Origin of the sequence: Oenococcus alcoholitolerans, assembly GCF_051852995.1 — a bacterium.
Lineage (GTDB): Bacteria > Bacillota > Bacilli > Lactobacillales > Lactobacillaceae > Oenococcus > Oenococcus alcoholitolerans.
On sequence record NZ_CP176042.1, the window covers coordinates 1,521,909 to 1,537,623 of the forward strand.

The window sequence follows — 15,715 nt, forward strand, 5'->3', positions numbered from 1 at the left end:
AAAAATTATGGATAATGACTTTATTAAAGTCTCTGAAAATAACAAAACCCTTAGTCCTATGAAGTTGTTTTACAACTGGTTTGCTGCAAATATCGGTATTATGGGATTTGTTTACGGTGCAATTATTGTTACCTATCACTTGTCATTTTTCCAATCAATAACTGCTGCTTTGATTGGCGCTCTGACCTTCGCTATTCCTGGTTGGGTCGCAATGATTGGAAAGCGCGAAGGAGTGACGACTTTCAAGATGAGTCGTGCTGCTTTTGGTACCTATGGTAATAAGATTCCAAACTTTATGGCATGGCTTAACATGGTCGGCTGGTTAGCCGTTAATATTATTACAGGTACATTGCTATTTTCATCAATGTTAAAGACTATTCATATTTCACAAAATATGTTTACAAAAGCTGTTTGTTTACTAGTATTTGCTGGTTTAGTTATCTTGACTGGTTTCTTCAAAGAAGATACTTTGGCCAGAATTCAAACTTGGTTAAGCTGGATTTGTGGGATTCTGACTGTTATGATGTTAGTAATCTTCCTTGCTAAAGCTAATTGGGACGCTGCATTTGCCATGAAGTCAGGTAGCTGGTTAACAGGTTGGCTACCTGCCGTTGCATTTATTGTCGCTGGTTCAAGTATTTCTTGGGCTATGTCGGCCGCTGACTGGGGTGCTTATGTACGGTCACAGAGTCGTCCATCTTCTACTTTCTGGGGAACTACTTTAGGTGCTGCCACTCCACTGTTCTTCTTAATGGCTGGTGGTGTAATGCTGAGTACCATCTCACCAAGTCTTGCCACTGCTAGTAACCCATACCAAGTTATGTATGGTGCCGTTCCTGGCTGGTTCGGATTTGCTTACTTTTTAGTTGCTGCGATTGGTTTAGTTCCACAATGTCTTGTGTCATTCCGTTCGGCACGTATTAACCTTTCAACTATTGGTCTTGAAGTAAAACAAACTACTTCTCTAATTTTGCATGCCGTAATTATTGTCTTAATTTCAGTATACGTATTGTTCATTTCTGGTAACTTCCTAAGCAACTTTGAATTATTCTTGAACTTCCTTGGTATCTGCTTAGCTTCATGGGTGGCGATCTTCTTAGTAGATAGTGTAATTAACAGAAAAAATGGTTACGACGTTGAATTAATGAAGCCAGATTCATTAATTCACTACAATTGGCCAGGTATTATTTCATGGGCGATTGCTACTGTCATAGGTTTTTTGTTCACTTCAAACACAGCCTACCGTGGACCATTTGCTCATGGAATTTTTGAAAATAATAGTAGCCTAGCTGTCTTTGTCTCTGGGATTGTGGCCATCATCGTAATGTTTATTTTCTACCTATTTACTCACAACACTACGTCAAAGGAAAATGAAGTATAATGACTGAAAAAAGCTTAATTGTCGGTGCCGCTTTTGTTGATATTATCATGGACGTCCCACAAATTCCTAAATCTGGTGATGATGTTACTGCAAATCTTAAATCATACAATATAGGTGGTTGTGCATTTAACGTCTTTGGAGCAATTCAACATTATTCTGGTACTGGTAACACAGATTTATTTGTACCTGTAGGAAGTGGCCAATATAGTGAAATGGTTCGCCAAGCCATGAGGGAAAAGAATGTTCCTGTAATTATCCAGGATAATAGTAAGGACAACGGCTGGGACCTATGCTTAGTTGAACCAGATGCTGAACGTACATTTATCACCGTTCCTGGTATTGAACAAGATTGGTCCGATAATTGGTTTAACAAAATTAACCTATCTGATTACAAATATATCTACGTTAGTGGATATGAAATGGAAGATCAAAAGTCAGCAAATCTACTATTAAATCATTTCGATAAACGTGATTCTGATGCAACGCTATTGTTTGATGCTTCCCCTCGCATTAGCCATATTGATAAGTCAATTCTGAATCGACTCTTGGATCATAATTTGATTGTGAATGCTAACGAAGATGAAATAGGATATCTAAGCAATGCTGATAACATAGAAGGACAAGTAGCTGATATTTATCAGAGGACTGATGCTCCGGTACTTGTTACCCTTGGTGCTAAAGGTACGTATGTATATGACAATAAAGGTGGTCGGACCATTCCAAGTGATCATATTGATAGTGTAATTAACACTATCGGTGCCGGTGATACCCACTGTGGTGGTGTGATTGCTGGTCTTTGTGAAGGAAAAGATATTGATGAAGCATGTAAAATTGGAAATGATTTATCAGCATTGGTTATCCAACAAGAAGCCGGTAGCCTATAATATAAAAATTAAAGAATTAAAAAACGTAAGAATTTCATATCGACCTTTTTCACATTCGACAATTGTTCAAGCGGAAAACCAGAGCTCTTTGTCAACTGAGGTTAATATCACCTTATATAGCAAATCTGAAAGGGTTTGCTTTTTTCTTTTGCATTGATTGAATTAAGCAAATAATTCCATTTGTATCCTGGTTCGATAATGGTCAAAATTCCGATAACCGTAAGAAGCTGTTTAGTATCTTTTAAGAAGTAACCTGATAAAAGCTAATAAAACCATCATGAGACTGAGTGCTTCTATACTGAAATTTGGTACCAAAATCATTAAATTTTGTGTCATAATGATAAAAATTATAATAGGATTTTTTTATGAAATATTATTCAGATGAGTTTAAAAACAACATAGTTAAAACTTTATCACAATGAAAATCGTTCAAATAAATCCTTAGCCAATAAATATGGGGTCCATCCAACCAGAGCAGACCTTAACGTAACGTCATTTTATTTTAGTCCATTAATTACATTTACGTAAACGTAATTGCATGGAATATAACTAATCTTCAGAATGGTTTGCTTTAAAATCAAAAATGCGTTAGCACTCTTTTTGACTCGTATATTCTTTGAATAAAAAGCCCTTTTATTTCCATCAACGATTAAATGGATTTGAAGGTATTATTAGCATTATTTAATTTTTTGGATTCATAATGTAAATCTTTAAAAAACTGTTTGAGATCTAGTTTAAACTTTGCTATTTTTTTGGCAAAAAAGGAAATTATCATACCTAATTATCCCAATGATATCACCCGCCAATAAATTTGAAGTACTGCCACAACGCTGGTTAGTTGAAGGATCTCTTAGTTAGTTAGAGAATTGTCGGCGATTGTGGAAAAATTGCGAAAGGCAGTTAAATACGAGTACTATGATGATGACTCTATCCTTTATTGCAGTTCTATTGCACCGCTTTTGAAGATCTCAAACAGTTTCTAAAAAGAATGATATTTATTTTTCGAAAACAAAACAGTTTGCGAGAAAAAACAGCTTGCGACCATTATCGATCAGTTTTATTTGGGACGATCAAAGATAAATAATCAGGAAAATAATCAATTTTCAAAGGAAATTTTGGTCCTTTATCACCATCGATCCTCGTTGTGATACCAGCCCTTTTTGAAGTCAGTACGATCCTTTCAGCTTCGAAGTGGGTAACGTTTTTTGATCTATGCAAATTACCATTGAGTGCAAATAAGGCATAAGGGAGCAGCTGCTTAGGACCTATATCATTAAGAAGACTGATATGCAATTTATTTGGTGAAGAATGGATGTATTTATGTCCACCGATATAATTATTCGTTGTGATCAAGGCAAACCAAGTTTTTAAATTTTTTTCAGCACCATCGTCCGGAACATAACGAATCAAAAAAGATTTATTTTTTCCGATATGCTGAATCGCTTTGAAAATGTAAACGATCTTGCCAAACTTTTGTTTATCTTTTTGGCGAACTTCATTAGAAATGTCAGCTAAATTGCCAAATGTCAGCGAACTAACGATCGCTTTGTTCTCATTACAGACAGCAATTCCCACTCTTCTTTTTCTTTGTTTGCTAAAATCAGCGATATTTTCGATCGCTTTGTCAGTTCCGATCGCCAGCCCGAATCGTTTTGCGAAATTATTTACTGTTCCGGCCGGGATCACTGCTATATCTTTTTTTATCTTACTTTGAACAAGCGCAGTTACAGCGATATTTAGCGTGCCATCGCCGCCGATCACAACTAAAATATCGATTTTTTTGAGATTGCTTATTATTTTTTTAATAACTGCTTCAACACTATCGGCAAAAAGCATAATACTTTTTTGCTGATGATCTTTTAAAACCCGCGCCAGTTTTTCAGCTATTTTCTTACCGCTGCCATCCCCTGAATTTTTATTAAAAAATATTCCATAAGTAAGTTTGTCCATATTATTCTTTATATATCAATCATATCTTATCCGGCTATTGCCAAAACAAATGGATCGCTTATATTTTTCCTAAAGTAAAATCAGCTAATGCAGCGCAACGAAAAAGATATAGAATTTATTGGTAATAAAAATTAAATTAAATTTTTCTTGATGGAGAATTATCATGGCAGTATTTACAGCTTATACCAATGATCAAATAATAAATTTCTTAAAAGAAAAAGCGCCGCACGCCGATATACATATTGATGACAAAATAGCAGCTGAACATACAGCTAATGGAAAAGCCGAGGATAGTATTGAAGGAAAAATACTGGCTTATGTTGCTGCTGGCGACAAAGAAGACATCCGTGGAGTTCTTCAAACGGCTCAAAAATTTCATTTGCCAATAATCCCGCAGACAGCTGATACAAGTACTGTCATCGGGGCCGATGGAATCGATGGCGGAATCATTTTGTCTTTGATAAAACTAAATCACATAAAGGAAATAAACAAAGATGATTCGATCGCAGTGATCGAGCCGGGCGTTATCAATCAAGATCTCGATAAAGCAGCAAGAAAACAAGGGATGTTCTATGCACCGGATCCAGCTTCGAAGCCGATCTCCTCACTGGGCGGAAACATATCCACTAATGCCGGCGGTCTCAGCGGCGTCCGTTACGGTGCAACAAAAGACTCGGTACTTGGTTTGAAGGTAATGCTGACCAATGGTAAAGAAATAAAATTGGGTACCAGAACTTATAAGCAAGCCTATGGTTACGATCTGACACAATTAATGATCGGATCAGAAGGAACTTTAGGCATCGTGACCGAGATCACCGTCAAACTTTTTCCGATCCCTCTTGGGAAAACGATCACCGGCATTGCTTTCTTCGACGATATGGCAAAATTAGCGGACGGAGTCAAGGCGATCAGAAACTCCGGTCTTTATCCTTCGATGCTTGAAGCGTTAGACGGAAAAACAGTTAAAGCTTTGGACCGATATGAGGAAACTAATTACGCTCAGAGCGATAAATCATCACTATTGATATTTAGTATCGATAGCGCAAGCGAACTCAAATTAAAAACTGTCAAAACGATTTTGAAGGAAAAAAATGCATGGCAGGTAGATATTACTGACGATCCAGATAGGGCTCAAGAACTGATAAAACTGCGTCAAGATATGTTACCGGCCGTATTTTCAAACTCTAAATACCATATCATGGAAGATATGGCCGTACCGCTATCAAAATTAGCTGAAATGGTCGAGTATATCGACCAAGTCAGTGATGATCTAAAGGTGGATATTTACACAGCCGGACACGCCGGAGACGGTAACCTTCATCCAACTTTGCTATGGAATGGACAAGTAGAACCACCTAAAAATATCATCGAAGCGGTTCGTCGATTATTCAAAAAGACTCTCGCTCTAGATGGCACTATATCAGGCGAACACGCCGTCGGTATGTCAAAAAACCAATGGACGAACGAAGAGCTCGGCACCGATGTCGACCTTTTGCAGCATCAAATCAAAAACCTATTTGATCCGATGGGCATTTTAAACCCGAAAAGAAAAATAAATTAATTTTCAAAATCTGCTTAGGCAGGTTTTTTTATTTCCGACAATATCTTTCCCGCTTGTTGAAAATTATTCGTAAAAATTCCAGCAACACCAAGTTCAAATAATTTCTTTTGTTCCTTTGGATCATCAACAGTCCAAACTCGCAAAGGAATTTCATCGGTATTTTGATAACGATCCAAATGCAGCCCGGACAGGTGATTTTCTGCAACGAACTTTTTGAACTGATCGATCTTTTTATCAGATAGGAAACAATAAGTACCGTTTGGGTCTAATTGATAGGCGGTTTTTAGAGAATTTAAATTGAAAGATGAATATATGATCGGTCGTAAAAAATTATGTCGTTTGATTTCTTCAAAAACGATCTTTTCAATGCCTTTGTAGTGAATATGATCAGTTTTGAATTCAAGATTCAAAAGAACATCTTTACCTTCTGCCAAATTTAAAAAATCTGACAGTCGAGGGATCGTTTCGCCGTTTTTTAATTTGAACTTTGATAATTCACAAAAAGTGAAATCTTTGACGAATCCTTGACCATCGGCAGTGCGATCGATTTTTTCATCATGAATAATCACCGGGATATTATCTTTAGTCAGATGAACATCAAATTCGATCCCATCAGCGTGATGATCGATCACATATTTAAAGCCCTCCAGCGAATTTTCTGGAAAAAGATCCGGAATTCCTCGATGAGCAAAAATTTTCGTTTGTTTTACTGACATGTAAAAACCTTCTTTTTAATTTACTAATAATTCTAAATTAAAAAACCTAATTAACTCAATATAATAATAGTAATACTCTAATTTTTAGATATTTTCATTCCCAATAAATTAATAGAAAGAAAAATAATCAAAAAAACATCCCCGAATTAAGGATGTTTCTATTAAATATAATCAAGCAATAATTTGGCAAAAGCTTCCAAGTCAGCTCGTGTTTGTTCATCGAAACGAGCTGTGATCGGTGCATCGATATCCAAAACACCAATTTTTTGACCATCAGTTTTTGTCAAAGGAATAACTATTTCAGATCTGGAAGCCGGATCGCAGACGATATGACCAGAAAAATTATTAACATCATCGACGAAAACGGTCTTTTGTGTGGAAAATCCCTTGCCGACTACGCCTTTATCCAAGTCGATACGAGAAGTAGCCGGTAACCCCTGGAAGGGCCCTAGGACTAACTGACCGCTTTGGCGATCGAACAGGTAAAAACCAGCCCAATTTATATCATTAACAAACTGTTTCAAAACAGCTGATGCATTGGCCAAATTAGCGATCCTATCAGTTTCTTTTTCATGTGCAGCCAAAAAAATCTGTGATAATAATTGATCAGCTTCTATATTATTTTTAGTCATCTGTAAACACCTTCTTAGGATCAAGACTAGTTGAATGCTGCGGACCGCCGCGGTCAGGATCGAAATATTCGACCGCTGAATTGATAGCCGTTGGTGCTTCACCAAAACCAGTAGCGATCAAATCAGCTTTGCCCGGATAGGCGCTAGCGTCTCCGATTACAAACAAACCCGGTACAGAAGACATCTGTTTGCTATCAGTCGCAAAACGATAACGATATTTTTTTGCCGAAAGACTCCAAGCATCGATGATCGCCGAAGAAGCAGTGAAACCATATCCGCCGATCAACTGATCTACTTTGATCTTCTCAATATTTTGATCTTTCAGATCCTCAAGTTCGATCGAAATGCCATCGCTTTGCTGGTCCAAAGACGCGATCCTTTTTGGCAAATAAAAAGATACCAGCTCGCTATTCTCTAATTTTGAAACTGATGATTCCAGCGCACGAAAATTTTCACGACGATGAATCAAAGAAACTTTTTTGCCATGATCGATAAGTTCATTAGCATAATCTACTGCTGTATTTCCGCCGCCGACAACGGCAAAACTTTTTTCTCGACAATTTTTAAAATCAGGCAGAAGATAACGCAGTCTGCCGCCTTGTTCTGCATTATCGGAACCAGGTACACTAACTCTTCGCGGTGAAAAAGAACCGCTGCCGGTCGCAACTACCACCGACTTAGATCTTAAATAAGCGTGATGATTTATCTCGATTTCAAATAAATCATCTTTTTTTTGAAGATCAGTAACTTGCGAATTAAAGAAACTCTTGCTGTCGACCAATTGGCTCTGTTTGGCTAATTTATCGATCAGATCACGTCCGGTTATATTTATAAAAGTAGGCAGATCAAGGATCTTTTTTTCTGGATATAAGGCAGATACTTGTCCGCCAAAACGCGGAGTCGCTTCGATCAATGCTGTTTTTAATTCACGCAGCCCAGCATAATACTGGGCAAACATTCCGGCCGGCCCGCCGCCGATTATAATGATATCAAACAATTCATTATCCATTAGTTAACGATCACCCTCTTTATTCTATCTGTAAAAGCAGTCGTGATCTTCCAAGGAGGTGTTCCTGAAAGTTTGTGAAGATCATAGACCGTATTTTCTTGTTCCTTGCTTTTTCCAAGCAAGACCACTTCCGTACCGACCGGATACGGCCGATCAAGCAAAACCATCATTTGGTCCATAGCTATTTGACCAACTTGGCGATAACGTTTTCCATCGATCAAAAGACCAAAATCTTGGTATTGGGCCATCCAGCCATCACCATAACCGATCGGAATAGTACCGATCCATGATTCTTTTTCGGTAAAATACTTTGATCCGTAACTGATACCTTCACCAGCAGGAATGTTTTTCACAAAACTCAGCTTGGACTTAAGAGTGAATATCGGTTTTAATTTGTCGATCGGTCCCATTTCTCCTTCAGAAGGTTCCACCCCATATGCGACAGTTCCAACTCTAGCGATACGATTGGCTCCTGGAAGTTCTTGGCTATGATACATGGCTGCACCAGAATTTAAAGTATGCACGAATTTTGGCATGGGCATGTCTTTTGTCAATTGATACCAACGATTTCTTTGCCTTTGAAAATAACTATCATCAGGGGTATCGGAACTGGCAAAATGTGTAAAAATACCGTCATATGAAAAATGGTCCTGGTGTTGATCGATAAAATCTATTTCAGCTTTTAGATCAGCTCTGCTCCTGACACCGATCCTGTTCATGCCAGTATCTACTGCTAAGTTAACAAAAAGTTTCCGGTTGCCAAGAACCTTATCAGCCTCTTTTAACCAATCAAGGGAGGCAACGGTAGTCAAAAAACCATTCTCAGCTGCGATTTTGGCATACTGACTTTCGATCGGTCCTAATATTAGGACCAGATCCTTGATACCTGCTTCCCTGATGGCTAGACCTTCATCTAAAACAGCAACTGCCAACCCATCTGCTCCGCATTGCTTAGCTATTTTAGAAATTGGTATCAATCCATGACCATAAGCATTTGATTTAACAGCCAGCCACAGCAGATCGGCCTTTGACACTTCTTTTGTATACTTTATATTATAAGCCAGCGCTGATTTAGATATTTCCAAAACAGTCGGGCGGTGAATAGCTTCTACCATACATGCAATTATATAATGGAGTGAGTCTTTTTTAACGGGGGTTTTATGGCAATTAAAAAATTAATTCTTGATTTAGATACTGGTATCGATGATGCATTGGCATTAGCTTATGCTTTATCGCAAAAAAAAGCTGATCTTATTGGTGTCATTGCTTCTTATGGAAACACTCAAGTCGAGATCGCAGCTCAAAATACGCTTGATCTGCTTTCATTATTGGGTCACAAGGATATTCCTGTCTACATAGGGGAAAGAAAATCACTTGAAGCAAAGAGTTTTGAAACAATGGAGGTCTCCAAGCAGATCCATGGCCAGAATGGCATCGGCGACATAAAAATAGAAAAATCAACACAGTCTGTCCAAACGAAAAACGGGGTAGACTTTCTTATCGATTCAGCAAATGAGTACGCCGAAAATCTGATCTTAGTACCAACCGGTCCGCTGACAAATTTAGCAAAAGCTTTTAAAAAAGATCCGGCTGCCATTAAGAAAATAGGTAATACGACTTTTATGGGCGGTGCTTTAACAGTTCCTGGTAACGTTACTAGTTTTTCGGAAGCAAATATAAACCAAGATCCTTTAGCCGCTGATATCGTATGCAAAAATATTCCTAATCTGACAATGGTCGGACTAGATGTTACTTTAAGGACCCTTCTTACTTACAAAGAAAGCCGCCAATGGAGGAACATCGGCAGCAAAGCTGCGATTTTATATGCTGAAATGCTCGACTATTATATAAAAGCTTATTACGATCTAGATATCGACAAACAAGGCGCTGCCATTCACGACCCTCTAGCTGTCGGCTTAGCAATAGATCCAAGTTATGCTACCTATATAAGTTTGGCGCTGAAAACAGTTTATGACCATACAAAAGACTATGGCCGGATCATTGGCGATGAAAAAAAGCTTCGTCTTCCAACAGATACTAAGGCAGCAGTAAACGTTAATGCACCGCGTTTTACAAAACATTTTATGGATAGGATCGACGAAATATTAGCTCATGCATAACAAAGATATATTGGTCGTTGCATCTCAAAAAGGACAAGGAAAAATCGCCCTCGATGCTTTGAAGATAAGGCACGAAGTTTTTATCGAAGAACAAAAAATAAGTCCGGAAGACGAGCTGGATAGATTAGATGATAAGTGCATTCACTTCGTCGGCTATATAGATGATTGGTCGCCTGCAGCTACAGCAAGAGTTTACCAAGAAGAAAAAAATGCTTGGCACATAGGCCGTGTTGCCGTTGTAAAAAAACAGCGCCGCCGAGGTTTTGCGTTAAAAATCCTGTATCAGATCGAAAAGATAGCCTCAGAAAATAAAATCAGCGAACTTCATTTAGACTCGCAGATCCAAGCATTGCCGCTCTATGAAAAAGCCGGCTTCAAACCAAAAGGTACCGTATTTTTAGACGCTGGTATCCAACACCGAAAAATGTTCAAGAAAATAAACTAAAAAAACAACTGCTTGTTAGCAGCTGTTTTTTAAATGCCATCAAAACAAATTTAGTTTTGCTATTCGTTGGCAGGCTTCAGTAAATCTTGGTTCATCTATCAATAACCCGATCCTGACAAAGCCTTCGCCAGCGCTGCCAAAGCCATTTCCCGGGGCCACGGCAACAGCCGCTTTATCTAATAATAAATCAGAAAATGATTGGCTGGTATAACCCTTAGGAACCGGCATCCAAGCATAAAACGAGCCGCCGGACGGATATGGTTCCCAACCGATCTTCCTTGCAGCAGCAAAAAATTGATTGCGCCGCTTTTCATACAAAGCAACTAGTTTTCGAACACTGCTTTGGTCACTGTTCAAAGCGGCAATAGCTGCTTTTTGGATAGCTGGAAAAATACTAACGAACAAATGGTCTTGTATCAAATTAATAGCTTTGATCATATCGGCATTTCCAACTGCAAAACCAACTCGCCAGCCAGCCATATTATAAGTTTTAGAAAAAGTATACATTTCGATGCCGACTTCTTTAGCTCCCGGTGTCTGGAGAAAACTGATCGGTTTTTTACCATCAAATCCGATCGCCCCATAAGCGAAATCTTGGCAAACGGCAATGTTATTATCACGAGCAAACTTAACTGTTCTTGCAAAGAAATCAGGGCTCGCAACTGCACCGGTCGGATTATTAGGGTAATTCAGATAAATAAGTTTGGCCTTTTTAACGACTTCCGGATCTAAAGAAGCATAATCGGGCAAAAAACCATTTTCCTTATTCAATTTTATTTTTTCCATCTTAACTTTTGCTAAGGCTACACCTGACAAATAATCAGGATAACCGGGATCGGGCAATATCATGGTGTCGCCCGGGTCAAGGATGGCAAAAGGCAATTCAACTAGGCCTATTTTTGAACCGCCTAAAATAGCGACTTCTTTATCCGGATCGAGATCAACTCCATATTCGCGCTTGTAAAAATCAGCTGCTGCCTGACGCAGCTTTGGGTCGCCGCGAAATTGAGAATATTTATGATTTGCCGGGTCAGCAGTCGCTTTTTGCATCGCTTCAACGATAAAATCAGGAGTCGGCTGGTCAGGATTTCCCTGTCCTAGGTTGATAACATCCGCTCCTGTGGCGATTTTCGCGCTGACCTTTTTGACCAGATCAGCAAAAAATTGTTTCGGCAAACTTTGAAGTACATCAGATTCATTAAATTTCAATATTTATTCCCTCCAAACAGCAATTAACCTTTAAAGCTATTTTAATTTATAAGTATATTTTTGACACGAAATTGATAAAATTTGAACAAATTACTTATGAAAGTGCTTCCCTTATAATTTAGAATATGAGATAATCAGTATGTGAAAAAAATAACAACATATTGCGGAGGAACTAGAAATGGTTGATCGTCTAAAAGGAAAGGTCGCGATCGTAACCGGTGGAACCTTGGGAATCGGTTTATCGATAGTAGATCTTTATTTAAAAGAAGGCGCCAAAGTTGTTTTCACCGGTCGAAGAGAGAACGTCGGCAAGAAGGCCTATCAGGACCTTGGCAGCCCTAAGAATGCTAAATTTGTCGTACACGATGCCGCCGATGAAGAAGGTTGGAAAAAATTATTCGCAGATACGATCGCTGAGTTTGGCAAAGTCGATATCCTTGTTAATAATGCTGGTATTGGTGTTCCCGGAAACGTTGAAAATACTGATTATGCTCAATGGCGCCAAACGATGGATGTTAACCTCGATGGTGTTTACTTGGGTACTCATTACGGCGTTATCAATATGAAAAATCCCCAAAGCGGAGATGCTTCGATCATTAATATGTCCAGTATCGAAGGTCTGGTCGGTGATCCCAACTTATTTGCCTACAACGCAACTAAGGGTGCTCTTAGGATCATGAGCAAATCTGCTGCTATTTATTGTGCCAATCAGGATTATAACCTTCGTATCAACACGATCCATCCGGGTTATATAAAAACACCCTTGGTCGATAAGATTCAAGGGGCCGAAGAGATGATGAGCCAGCGTACCAAAACACCAATGGGCCATGTCGGTGTTCCAGATGACATTGGCTGGCTAGCTGTTTATCTTGGTTCTGAAGAATCTAAATTCGCAACTGGCGCTGAGTTTACGGTCGATGGCGGATACACAGCTCAATAATAAAAATTAAAGGAATAAAAAAAGACGGTTATGACCGTCCTTTTTATTTTGTTTAATAAAAAACAGCGGGTAAAAACCTGCTGTTTTATCAAATTCTCGGAACTTTTTATCCTTTAGCCATTTCAGGATGTCCCTGAAGATAAATAACATGAGTATTTAAGAATTCTTCAATACCGTGTTTTCCATCATCTCCGCCAATTCCGGATTCTTTCCATCCGGAATGTGATCCATTCATAGCTTCAAAATTAAATCTATTAATATAAGTTTCACCGTCTTCAAGCTCATTTGCCGCACGAGCAGCATTATCCAGATTGGATGTGAAAATCGACGAAGTCAAACCAAAATCACTGTCATTTGCCATATCGATCGCCTGATCAAGAGTATCAAAAGTTAAAACAGGAAGAACTGGACCAAAAATTTCGTCTTGAACGATTTCTGAATCCTGCTTAACGTTGGTTATAACGGTCGGTTCGAAGTAAAATCCGTTTTCTATGCTCAGCTTATGACCTCCAGCTGTGATCCGGCCGCCTGCTTTGACAGCTCGATCGACCATCCCGGCAACTTTATCCAAAGCAGCTTGATTTATTAAGGGTCCCATGCCAACATCGCCTTTTGTTGGATTTCCAACGGTGATTTTGGACATTTTATCTGATAATTTTTTAATAAATTCATCAGCTATCTGTTTCTGCACGTAAATACGTTCGCAGTTGTTGCAAAGCTGTCCATTATTATCAACACGTGAGTCAATTATAGATTGAACAGCCAAATCAATATCAGCATCGCTGCAAACAATAGCTGGAGCTTTGCCGCCAAGTTCCAAAGAAACTTTAGCCATATGACCGGCTGCCGCGGCCATCACCTTTTTGCCAGATCCGACTGAGCCTGTTAAACTAATTATTCCGATCTTTTTATTCTTAGATAATTCATCACCAATTTCAGAACCCGGACCAGTAACAAAATTAACAACTCCCTTAGGAATACCTACTTTATCAACTATTTTTGCAAATTCCAGTGCAAGATTAGGCGTATCAGAACTTGGTTTCATAACGATAGTGTTGCCAGTAACCAAAGCTGGACCCATCTTACGTGCGATCAAGAAAAATGGAAAATTCCAAGGAAGGATCCCAGCCGCAACACCAATTGGCTGTTTTGCGATCATGATATTTTCATTAGGATTATCAGACTGAAGGATCTCGCCTTCATAAGTCCGTGCCGCACTGGCCATATAATCAAAATAATCAGCACTGAACAAAATTTCAGTTGTTGCTAAAGATTTTATTTTTCCTTGCTCTTCTTGCAACATTTGGATCAAATGATTTTTATCTTTACGTATTTCTTCAGCACAAGCATGCAAATAAGATCCACGTTTTGCAGCAGGAACTTTTTTCCAAGTTTTCTCAGCTTCATAGGCAGCATCGATCGCTTCTCTTGCTTCTTCTCTAGTTGCTTTAGGAACTGTCGATATTTTGTCGCCGCTTGAAGGGTCGATAACCGTTATGTTTTCTCCGGATTTAGAATCTTTGAATTCACCATTAATATACATTTTGTAATGATTTAATTTAGTAGAAATAGACATCATATCTCCTTTATTATCCGAAAACTTAGTTTCCAGGTTCGTACTTTTTATCAATAACTAAAATAGGTTTAATAGTTTTTCCATTTACAGAATCGGCATTAGCTTGGTTGATGTCGGAAAAATCATAAAATTTTTCTGTTTTATCAAAATCAAACATTCCCAATTTATAAAAATCTATCAAACGAGGAATATCGATCTGCGGTATCGAATCACCCATATTGACACCGACGATCTTACGATCGCTGACACACAAGTCATTCCAAGTATCCAAATCAACATGATTATTAGTTACTGCTATCGTTGCGGTCGTTCCGCCTTGTGCCAATGCTTTTATAGAATCTTCCATAACCGATTTAACACCGGTTGTATCAACGGCATAATCAACACCATGACCATCAGTTAATTTTTTAATCGTTTCCACTGTATCAGCGGTCTTGCTGTTTATTGAATCAGTAGCACCAAGCTCTTTAGCAAGTTTCAAACGAGACTCAACTATGTCCACAGCAATAACTTTCGTGCATCCTGATATCTTTCCAGCCATCATAGCAGCCAGACCAACAGCACCAGTACCAAATACTGCAATCGTCTGCCCCGGCTGCGGTTTCAAATTATTAAAAACAGTACCGCTTCCAGTAACATAACCGCAGCCTAATGGACCTAATTTTCTTAAATCGATATCTTTTGGAACTTTGACCGCATTACGCTCGCGTACGATTGTCGTAGTCGTAAATGAAGATTGGTCAAACATATCAGCAACTTTATGACCGTCCTCCGTAAAATGTGCACTTCCATCAGGTCGAACGCCCGAAAGATTATTAGCGGCATAATTCAAACATTGGGTCGGAACCCCTCTTAAACAATTAACACAGTTTCCGCAACCATAAAACGATAGAACTACATGATCGCCTACCTTAAAATTCTTTACTTCCGGGCCTATTTCTTCAACGATACCCGAGCCTTCATGTCCCAAAATAATTGGATAACCAATTTCAGCAACGCCTTTACGCAAAGCCTCATCAGAATGGCATATACCGCTGGCTACCATATGGATCCGAAGATCATCAGCTTGCATTGGAGCTAATTCTATATCATCGCGAATTTTAAATGAATCGCCTTTTTTATCAACGACTGCTGCCTTTATTTTCATAAAATCTATCTCCTTTTACTGAACCGAGCGATTGCATAACGATAAATAGCTTTAACGTAATCGCTTTCACCCCCTATAGTAAGTAAATTTTTTCACAAATCAAGAGAAAATAAAAAAACAGTCGATTTACCGACTGTTCATCATA

14 protein-coding genes and 1 pseudogene are annotated in these 15,715 nt (G+C 38.7%); 7 read left to right on the forward strand and 8 right to left on the reverse strand.

The genetic code is table 11. The annotated features are described in order from the left end of the window. The first annotated feature begins 7 nt into the window (after nucleotides 1–7). The 3 genes and pseudogenes from ACKP2L_RS08220 to ACKP2L_RS08230 all read left to right on the forward strand — a co-directional run. On the forward strand, nucleotides 8–1,381 hold the full coding sequence (locus ACKP2L_RS08220) for a purine-cytosine permease family protein (protein ID WP_439425366.1): 1,374 nt from the start codon (nucleotides 8–10) through the stop codon (nucleotides 1,379–1,381). Continuing rightward, nucleotides 1,381–2,265 (forward strand): PfkB family carbohydrate kinase, encoded by an 885-nt coding sequence (locus tag ACKP2L_RS08225; RefSeq protein WP_439425367.1) that lies wholly within the window; start codon nucleotides 1,381–1,383, stop codon nucleotides 2,263–2,265. The genes ACKP2L_RS08220 and ACKP2L_RS08225 overlap by 1 nt, the downstream gene beginning before the upstream one ends. A gap of 810 nt (nucleotides 2,266–3,075) precedes the next feature. Then, nucleotides 3,076–3,228 (forward strand): annotated as a pseudogene (locus tag ACKP2L_RS08230) (IS5/IS1182 family transposase); the annotation flags it as partial. A gap of 81 nt (nucleotides 3,229–3,309) precedes the next feature. Here ACKP2L_RS08230 and ACKP2L_RS08235 read toward each other — a convergent pair. Next, nucleotides 3,310–4,215 (reverse strand): diacylglycerol/lipid kinase family protein, encoded by a 906-nt coding sequence (locus ACKP2L_RS08235; protein ID WP_439425368.1) that lies wholly within the window; start codon nucleotides 4,213–4,215, stop codon nucleotides 3,310–3,312. A 163-nt stretch (nucleotides 4,216–4,378) separates the two neighbouring features. Between ACKP2L_RS08235 and ACKP2L_RS08240 the strand changes: the two genes are divergently transcribed. Continuing rightward, a complete protein-coding gene (locus ACKP2L_RS08240; RefSeq protein ID WP_439425369.1) occupies nucleotides 4,379–5,776 on the forward strand; it encodes an FAD-binding oxidoreductase in 1,398 nt (465 codons plus the stop codon). Nucleotides 5,777–5,790: 14 nt separating this feature from the next. Here ACKP2L_RS08240 and ACKP2L_RS08245 read toward each other — a convergent pair whose 3' ends face one another. The 4 genes from ACKP2L_RS08245 to alr form a co-directional block, all read right to left on the reverse strand. Beyond that, nucleotides 5,791–6,492, reverse strand: coding sequence for a glycerophosphodiester phosphodiesterase family protein (locus ACKP2L_RS08245; protein WP_439425370.1), 702 nt, complete (start codon nucleotides 6,490–6,492; stop codon nucleotides 5,791–5,793). Nucleotides 6,493–6,653: 161 nt separating this feature from the next. After that, nucleotides 6,654–7,124 (reverse strand): GAF domain-containing protein, encoded by a 471-nt coding sequence (locus tag ACKP2L_RS08250; protein ID WP_439425371.1) that lies wholly within the window; start codon nucleotides 7,122–7,124, stop codon nucleotides 6,654–6,656. Continuing rightward, complete coding sequence (locus ACKP2L_RS08255; RefSeq protein ID WP_439425372.1) at nucleotides 7,117–8,133, reverse strand: NAD(P)/FAD-dependent oxidoreductase; 1,017 nt, start codon at nucleotides 8,131–8,133, stop codon at nucleotides 7,117–7,119. Before ACKP2L_RS08255 ends, ACKP2L_RS08250 begins: the two co-directional genes overlap by 8 nt. Further along, nucleotides 8,133–9,248 carry an alanine racemase gene (gene alr / locus ACKP2L_RS08260; protein WP_439425373.1) on the reverse strand — a complete coding sequence of 372 codons (1,116 nt, stop codon included), beginning with the start codon at nucleotides 9,246–9,248 and terminating at the stop codon, nucleotides 8,133–8,135. The genes ACKP2L_RS08255 and alr overlap by 1 nt, the downstream gene beginning before the upstream one ends. Nucleotides 9,249–9,293: 45 nt before the next feature. Between alr and ACKP2L_RS08265 the strand changes: the two genes are divergently transcribed. Next, nucleotides 9,294–10,253: a nucleoside hydrolase gene (locus ACKP2L_RS08265; protein WP_439425374.1), complete on the forward strand. Its 960-nt coding sequence runs from the start codon at nucleotides 9,294–9,296 to the stop codon at nucleotides 10,251–10,253. Further along, nucleotides 10,246–10,698: a GNAT family N-acetyltransferase gene (locus ACKP2L_RS08270; RefSeq protein WP_439425375.1), complete on the forward strand. Its 453-nt coding sequence runs from the start codon at nucleotides 10,246–10,248 to the stop codon at nucleotides 10,696–10,698. Before ACKP2L_RS08265 ends, ACKP2L_RS08270 begins: the two co-directional genes overlap by 8 nt. Before the next feature lie 39 nt (nucleotides 10,699–10,737). Here the strand turns inward: ACKP2L_RS08270 and ACKP2L_RS08275 are convergent, their stop codons facing one another. Further along, complete coding sequence (locus tag ACKP2L_RS08275) at nucleotides 10,738–11,907, reverse strand: pyridoxal phosphate-dependent aminotransferase (RefSeq protein ID WP_439425376.1); 1,170 nt, start codon at nucleotides 11,905–11,907, stop codon at nucleotides 10,738–10,740. 178 nt (nucleotides 11,908–12,085) lie between these two features. Here ACKP2L_RS08275 and ACKP2L_RS08280 point away from each other — a divergent pair, with 178 nt between their 5' ends. Next, entirely contained in the window at nucleotides 12,086–12,847 is a 762-nt protein-coding gene (locus ACKP2L_RS08280; RefSeq protein ID WP_439425377.1) for an SDR family oxidoreductase, read from the forward strand. 106 nt (nucleotides 12,848–12,953) lie between these two features. Here ACKP2L_RS08280 and aldA read toward each other — a convergent pair whose 3' ends face one another. Both aldA and ACKP2L_RS08290 read right to left on the reverse strand, forming a co-directional pair. Beyond that, nucleotides 12,954–14,426, reverse strand: coding sequence for an aldehyde dehydrogenase (aldA, locus tag ACKP2L_RS08285; RefSeq protein WP_439425378.1), 1,473 nt, complete (start codon nucleotides 14,424–14,426; stop codon nucleotides 12,954–12,956). A gap of 22 nt (nucleotides 14,427–14,448) precedes the next feature. Beyond that, a complete protein-coding gene (locus ACKP2L_RS08290) occupies nucleotides 14,449–15,570 on the reverse strand; it encodes an NAD(P)-dependent alcohol dehydrogenase (RefSeq protein ID WP_439425379.1) in 1,122 nt (373 codons plus the stop codon). Nucleotides 15,571–15,715: the final 145 nt, after the last annotated feature.

Excerpts from the sequence above, each read along its gene's own strand:
- ACKP2L_RS08245 (WP_439425370.1), bottom strand. The coding sequence starts at position 6,492 with ATGTCAGTAAAACAAACGAAAATTTTTGCTCATCGAGGAATTCCGGAT.
- ACKP2L_RS08270 (WP_439425375.1), top strand. The coding sequence starts at position 10,246 with ATGCATAACAAAGATATATTGGTCGTTGCATCTCAAAAAGGACAAGGA.
- ACKP2L_RS08240 (WP_439425369.1), top strand. The coding sequence starts at position 4,379 with ATGGCAGTATTTACAGCTTATACCAATGATCAAATAATAAATTTCTTA.
- aldA (WP_439425378.1), bottom strand. The coding sequence starts at position 14,426 with ATGATGTCTATTTCTACTAAATTAAATCATTACAAAATGTATATTAAT.
- ACKP2L_RS08235 (WP_439425368.1), bottom strand. The coding sequence starts at position 4,215 with ATGGACAAACTTACTTATGGAATATTTTTTAATAAAAATTCAGGGGAT.
- ACKP2L_RS08225 (WP_439425367.1), top strand. The coding sequence starts at position 1,381 with ATGACTGAAAAAAGCTTAATTGTCGGTGCCGCTTTTGTTGATATTATC.
- alr (WP_439425373.1), bottom strand. The coding sequence starts at position 9,248 with ATGGTAGAAGCTATTCACCGCCCGACTGTTTTGGAAATATCTAAATCA.
- ACKP2L_RS08290 (WP_439425379.1), bottom strand. The coding sequence starts at position 15,570 with ATGAAAATAAAGGCAGCAGTCGTTGATAAAAAAGGCGATTCATTTAAA.
- ACKP2L_RS08280 (WP_439425377.1), top strand. The coding sequence starts at position 12,086 with ATGGTTGATCGTCTAAAAGGAAAGGTCGCGATCGTAACCGGTGGAACC.
- ACKP2L_RS08255 (WP_439425372.1), bottom strand. The coding sequence starts at position 8,133 with ATGGATAATGAATTGTTTGATATCATTATAATCGGCGGCGGGCCGGCC.
- ACKP2L_RS08265 (WP_439425374.1), top strand. The coding sequence starts at position 9,294 with ATGGCAATTAAAAAATTAATTCTTGATTTAGATACTGGTATCGATGAT.
- ACKP2L_RS08250 (WP_439425371.1), bottom strand. The coding sequence starts at position 7,124 with ATGACTAAAAATAATATAGAAGCTGATCAATTATTATCACAGATTTTT.
- ACKP2L_RS08220 (WP_439425366.1), top strand. The coding sequence starts at position 8 with ATGGATAATGACTTTATTAAAGTCTCTGAAAATAACAAAACCCTTAGT.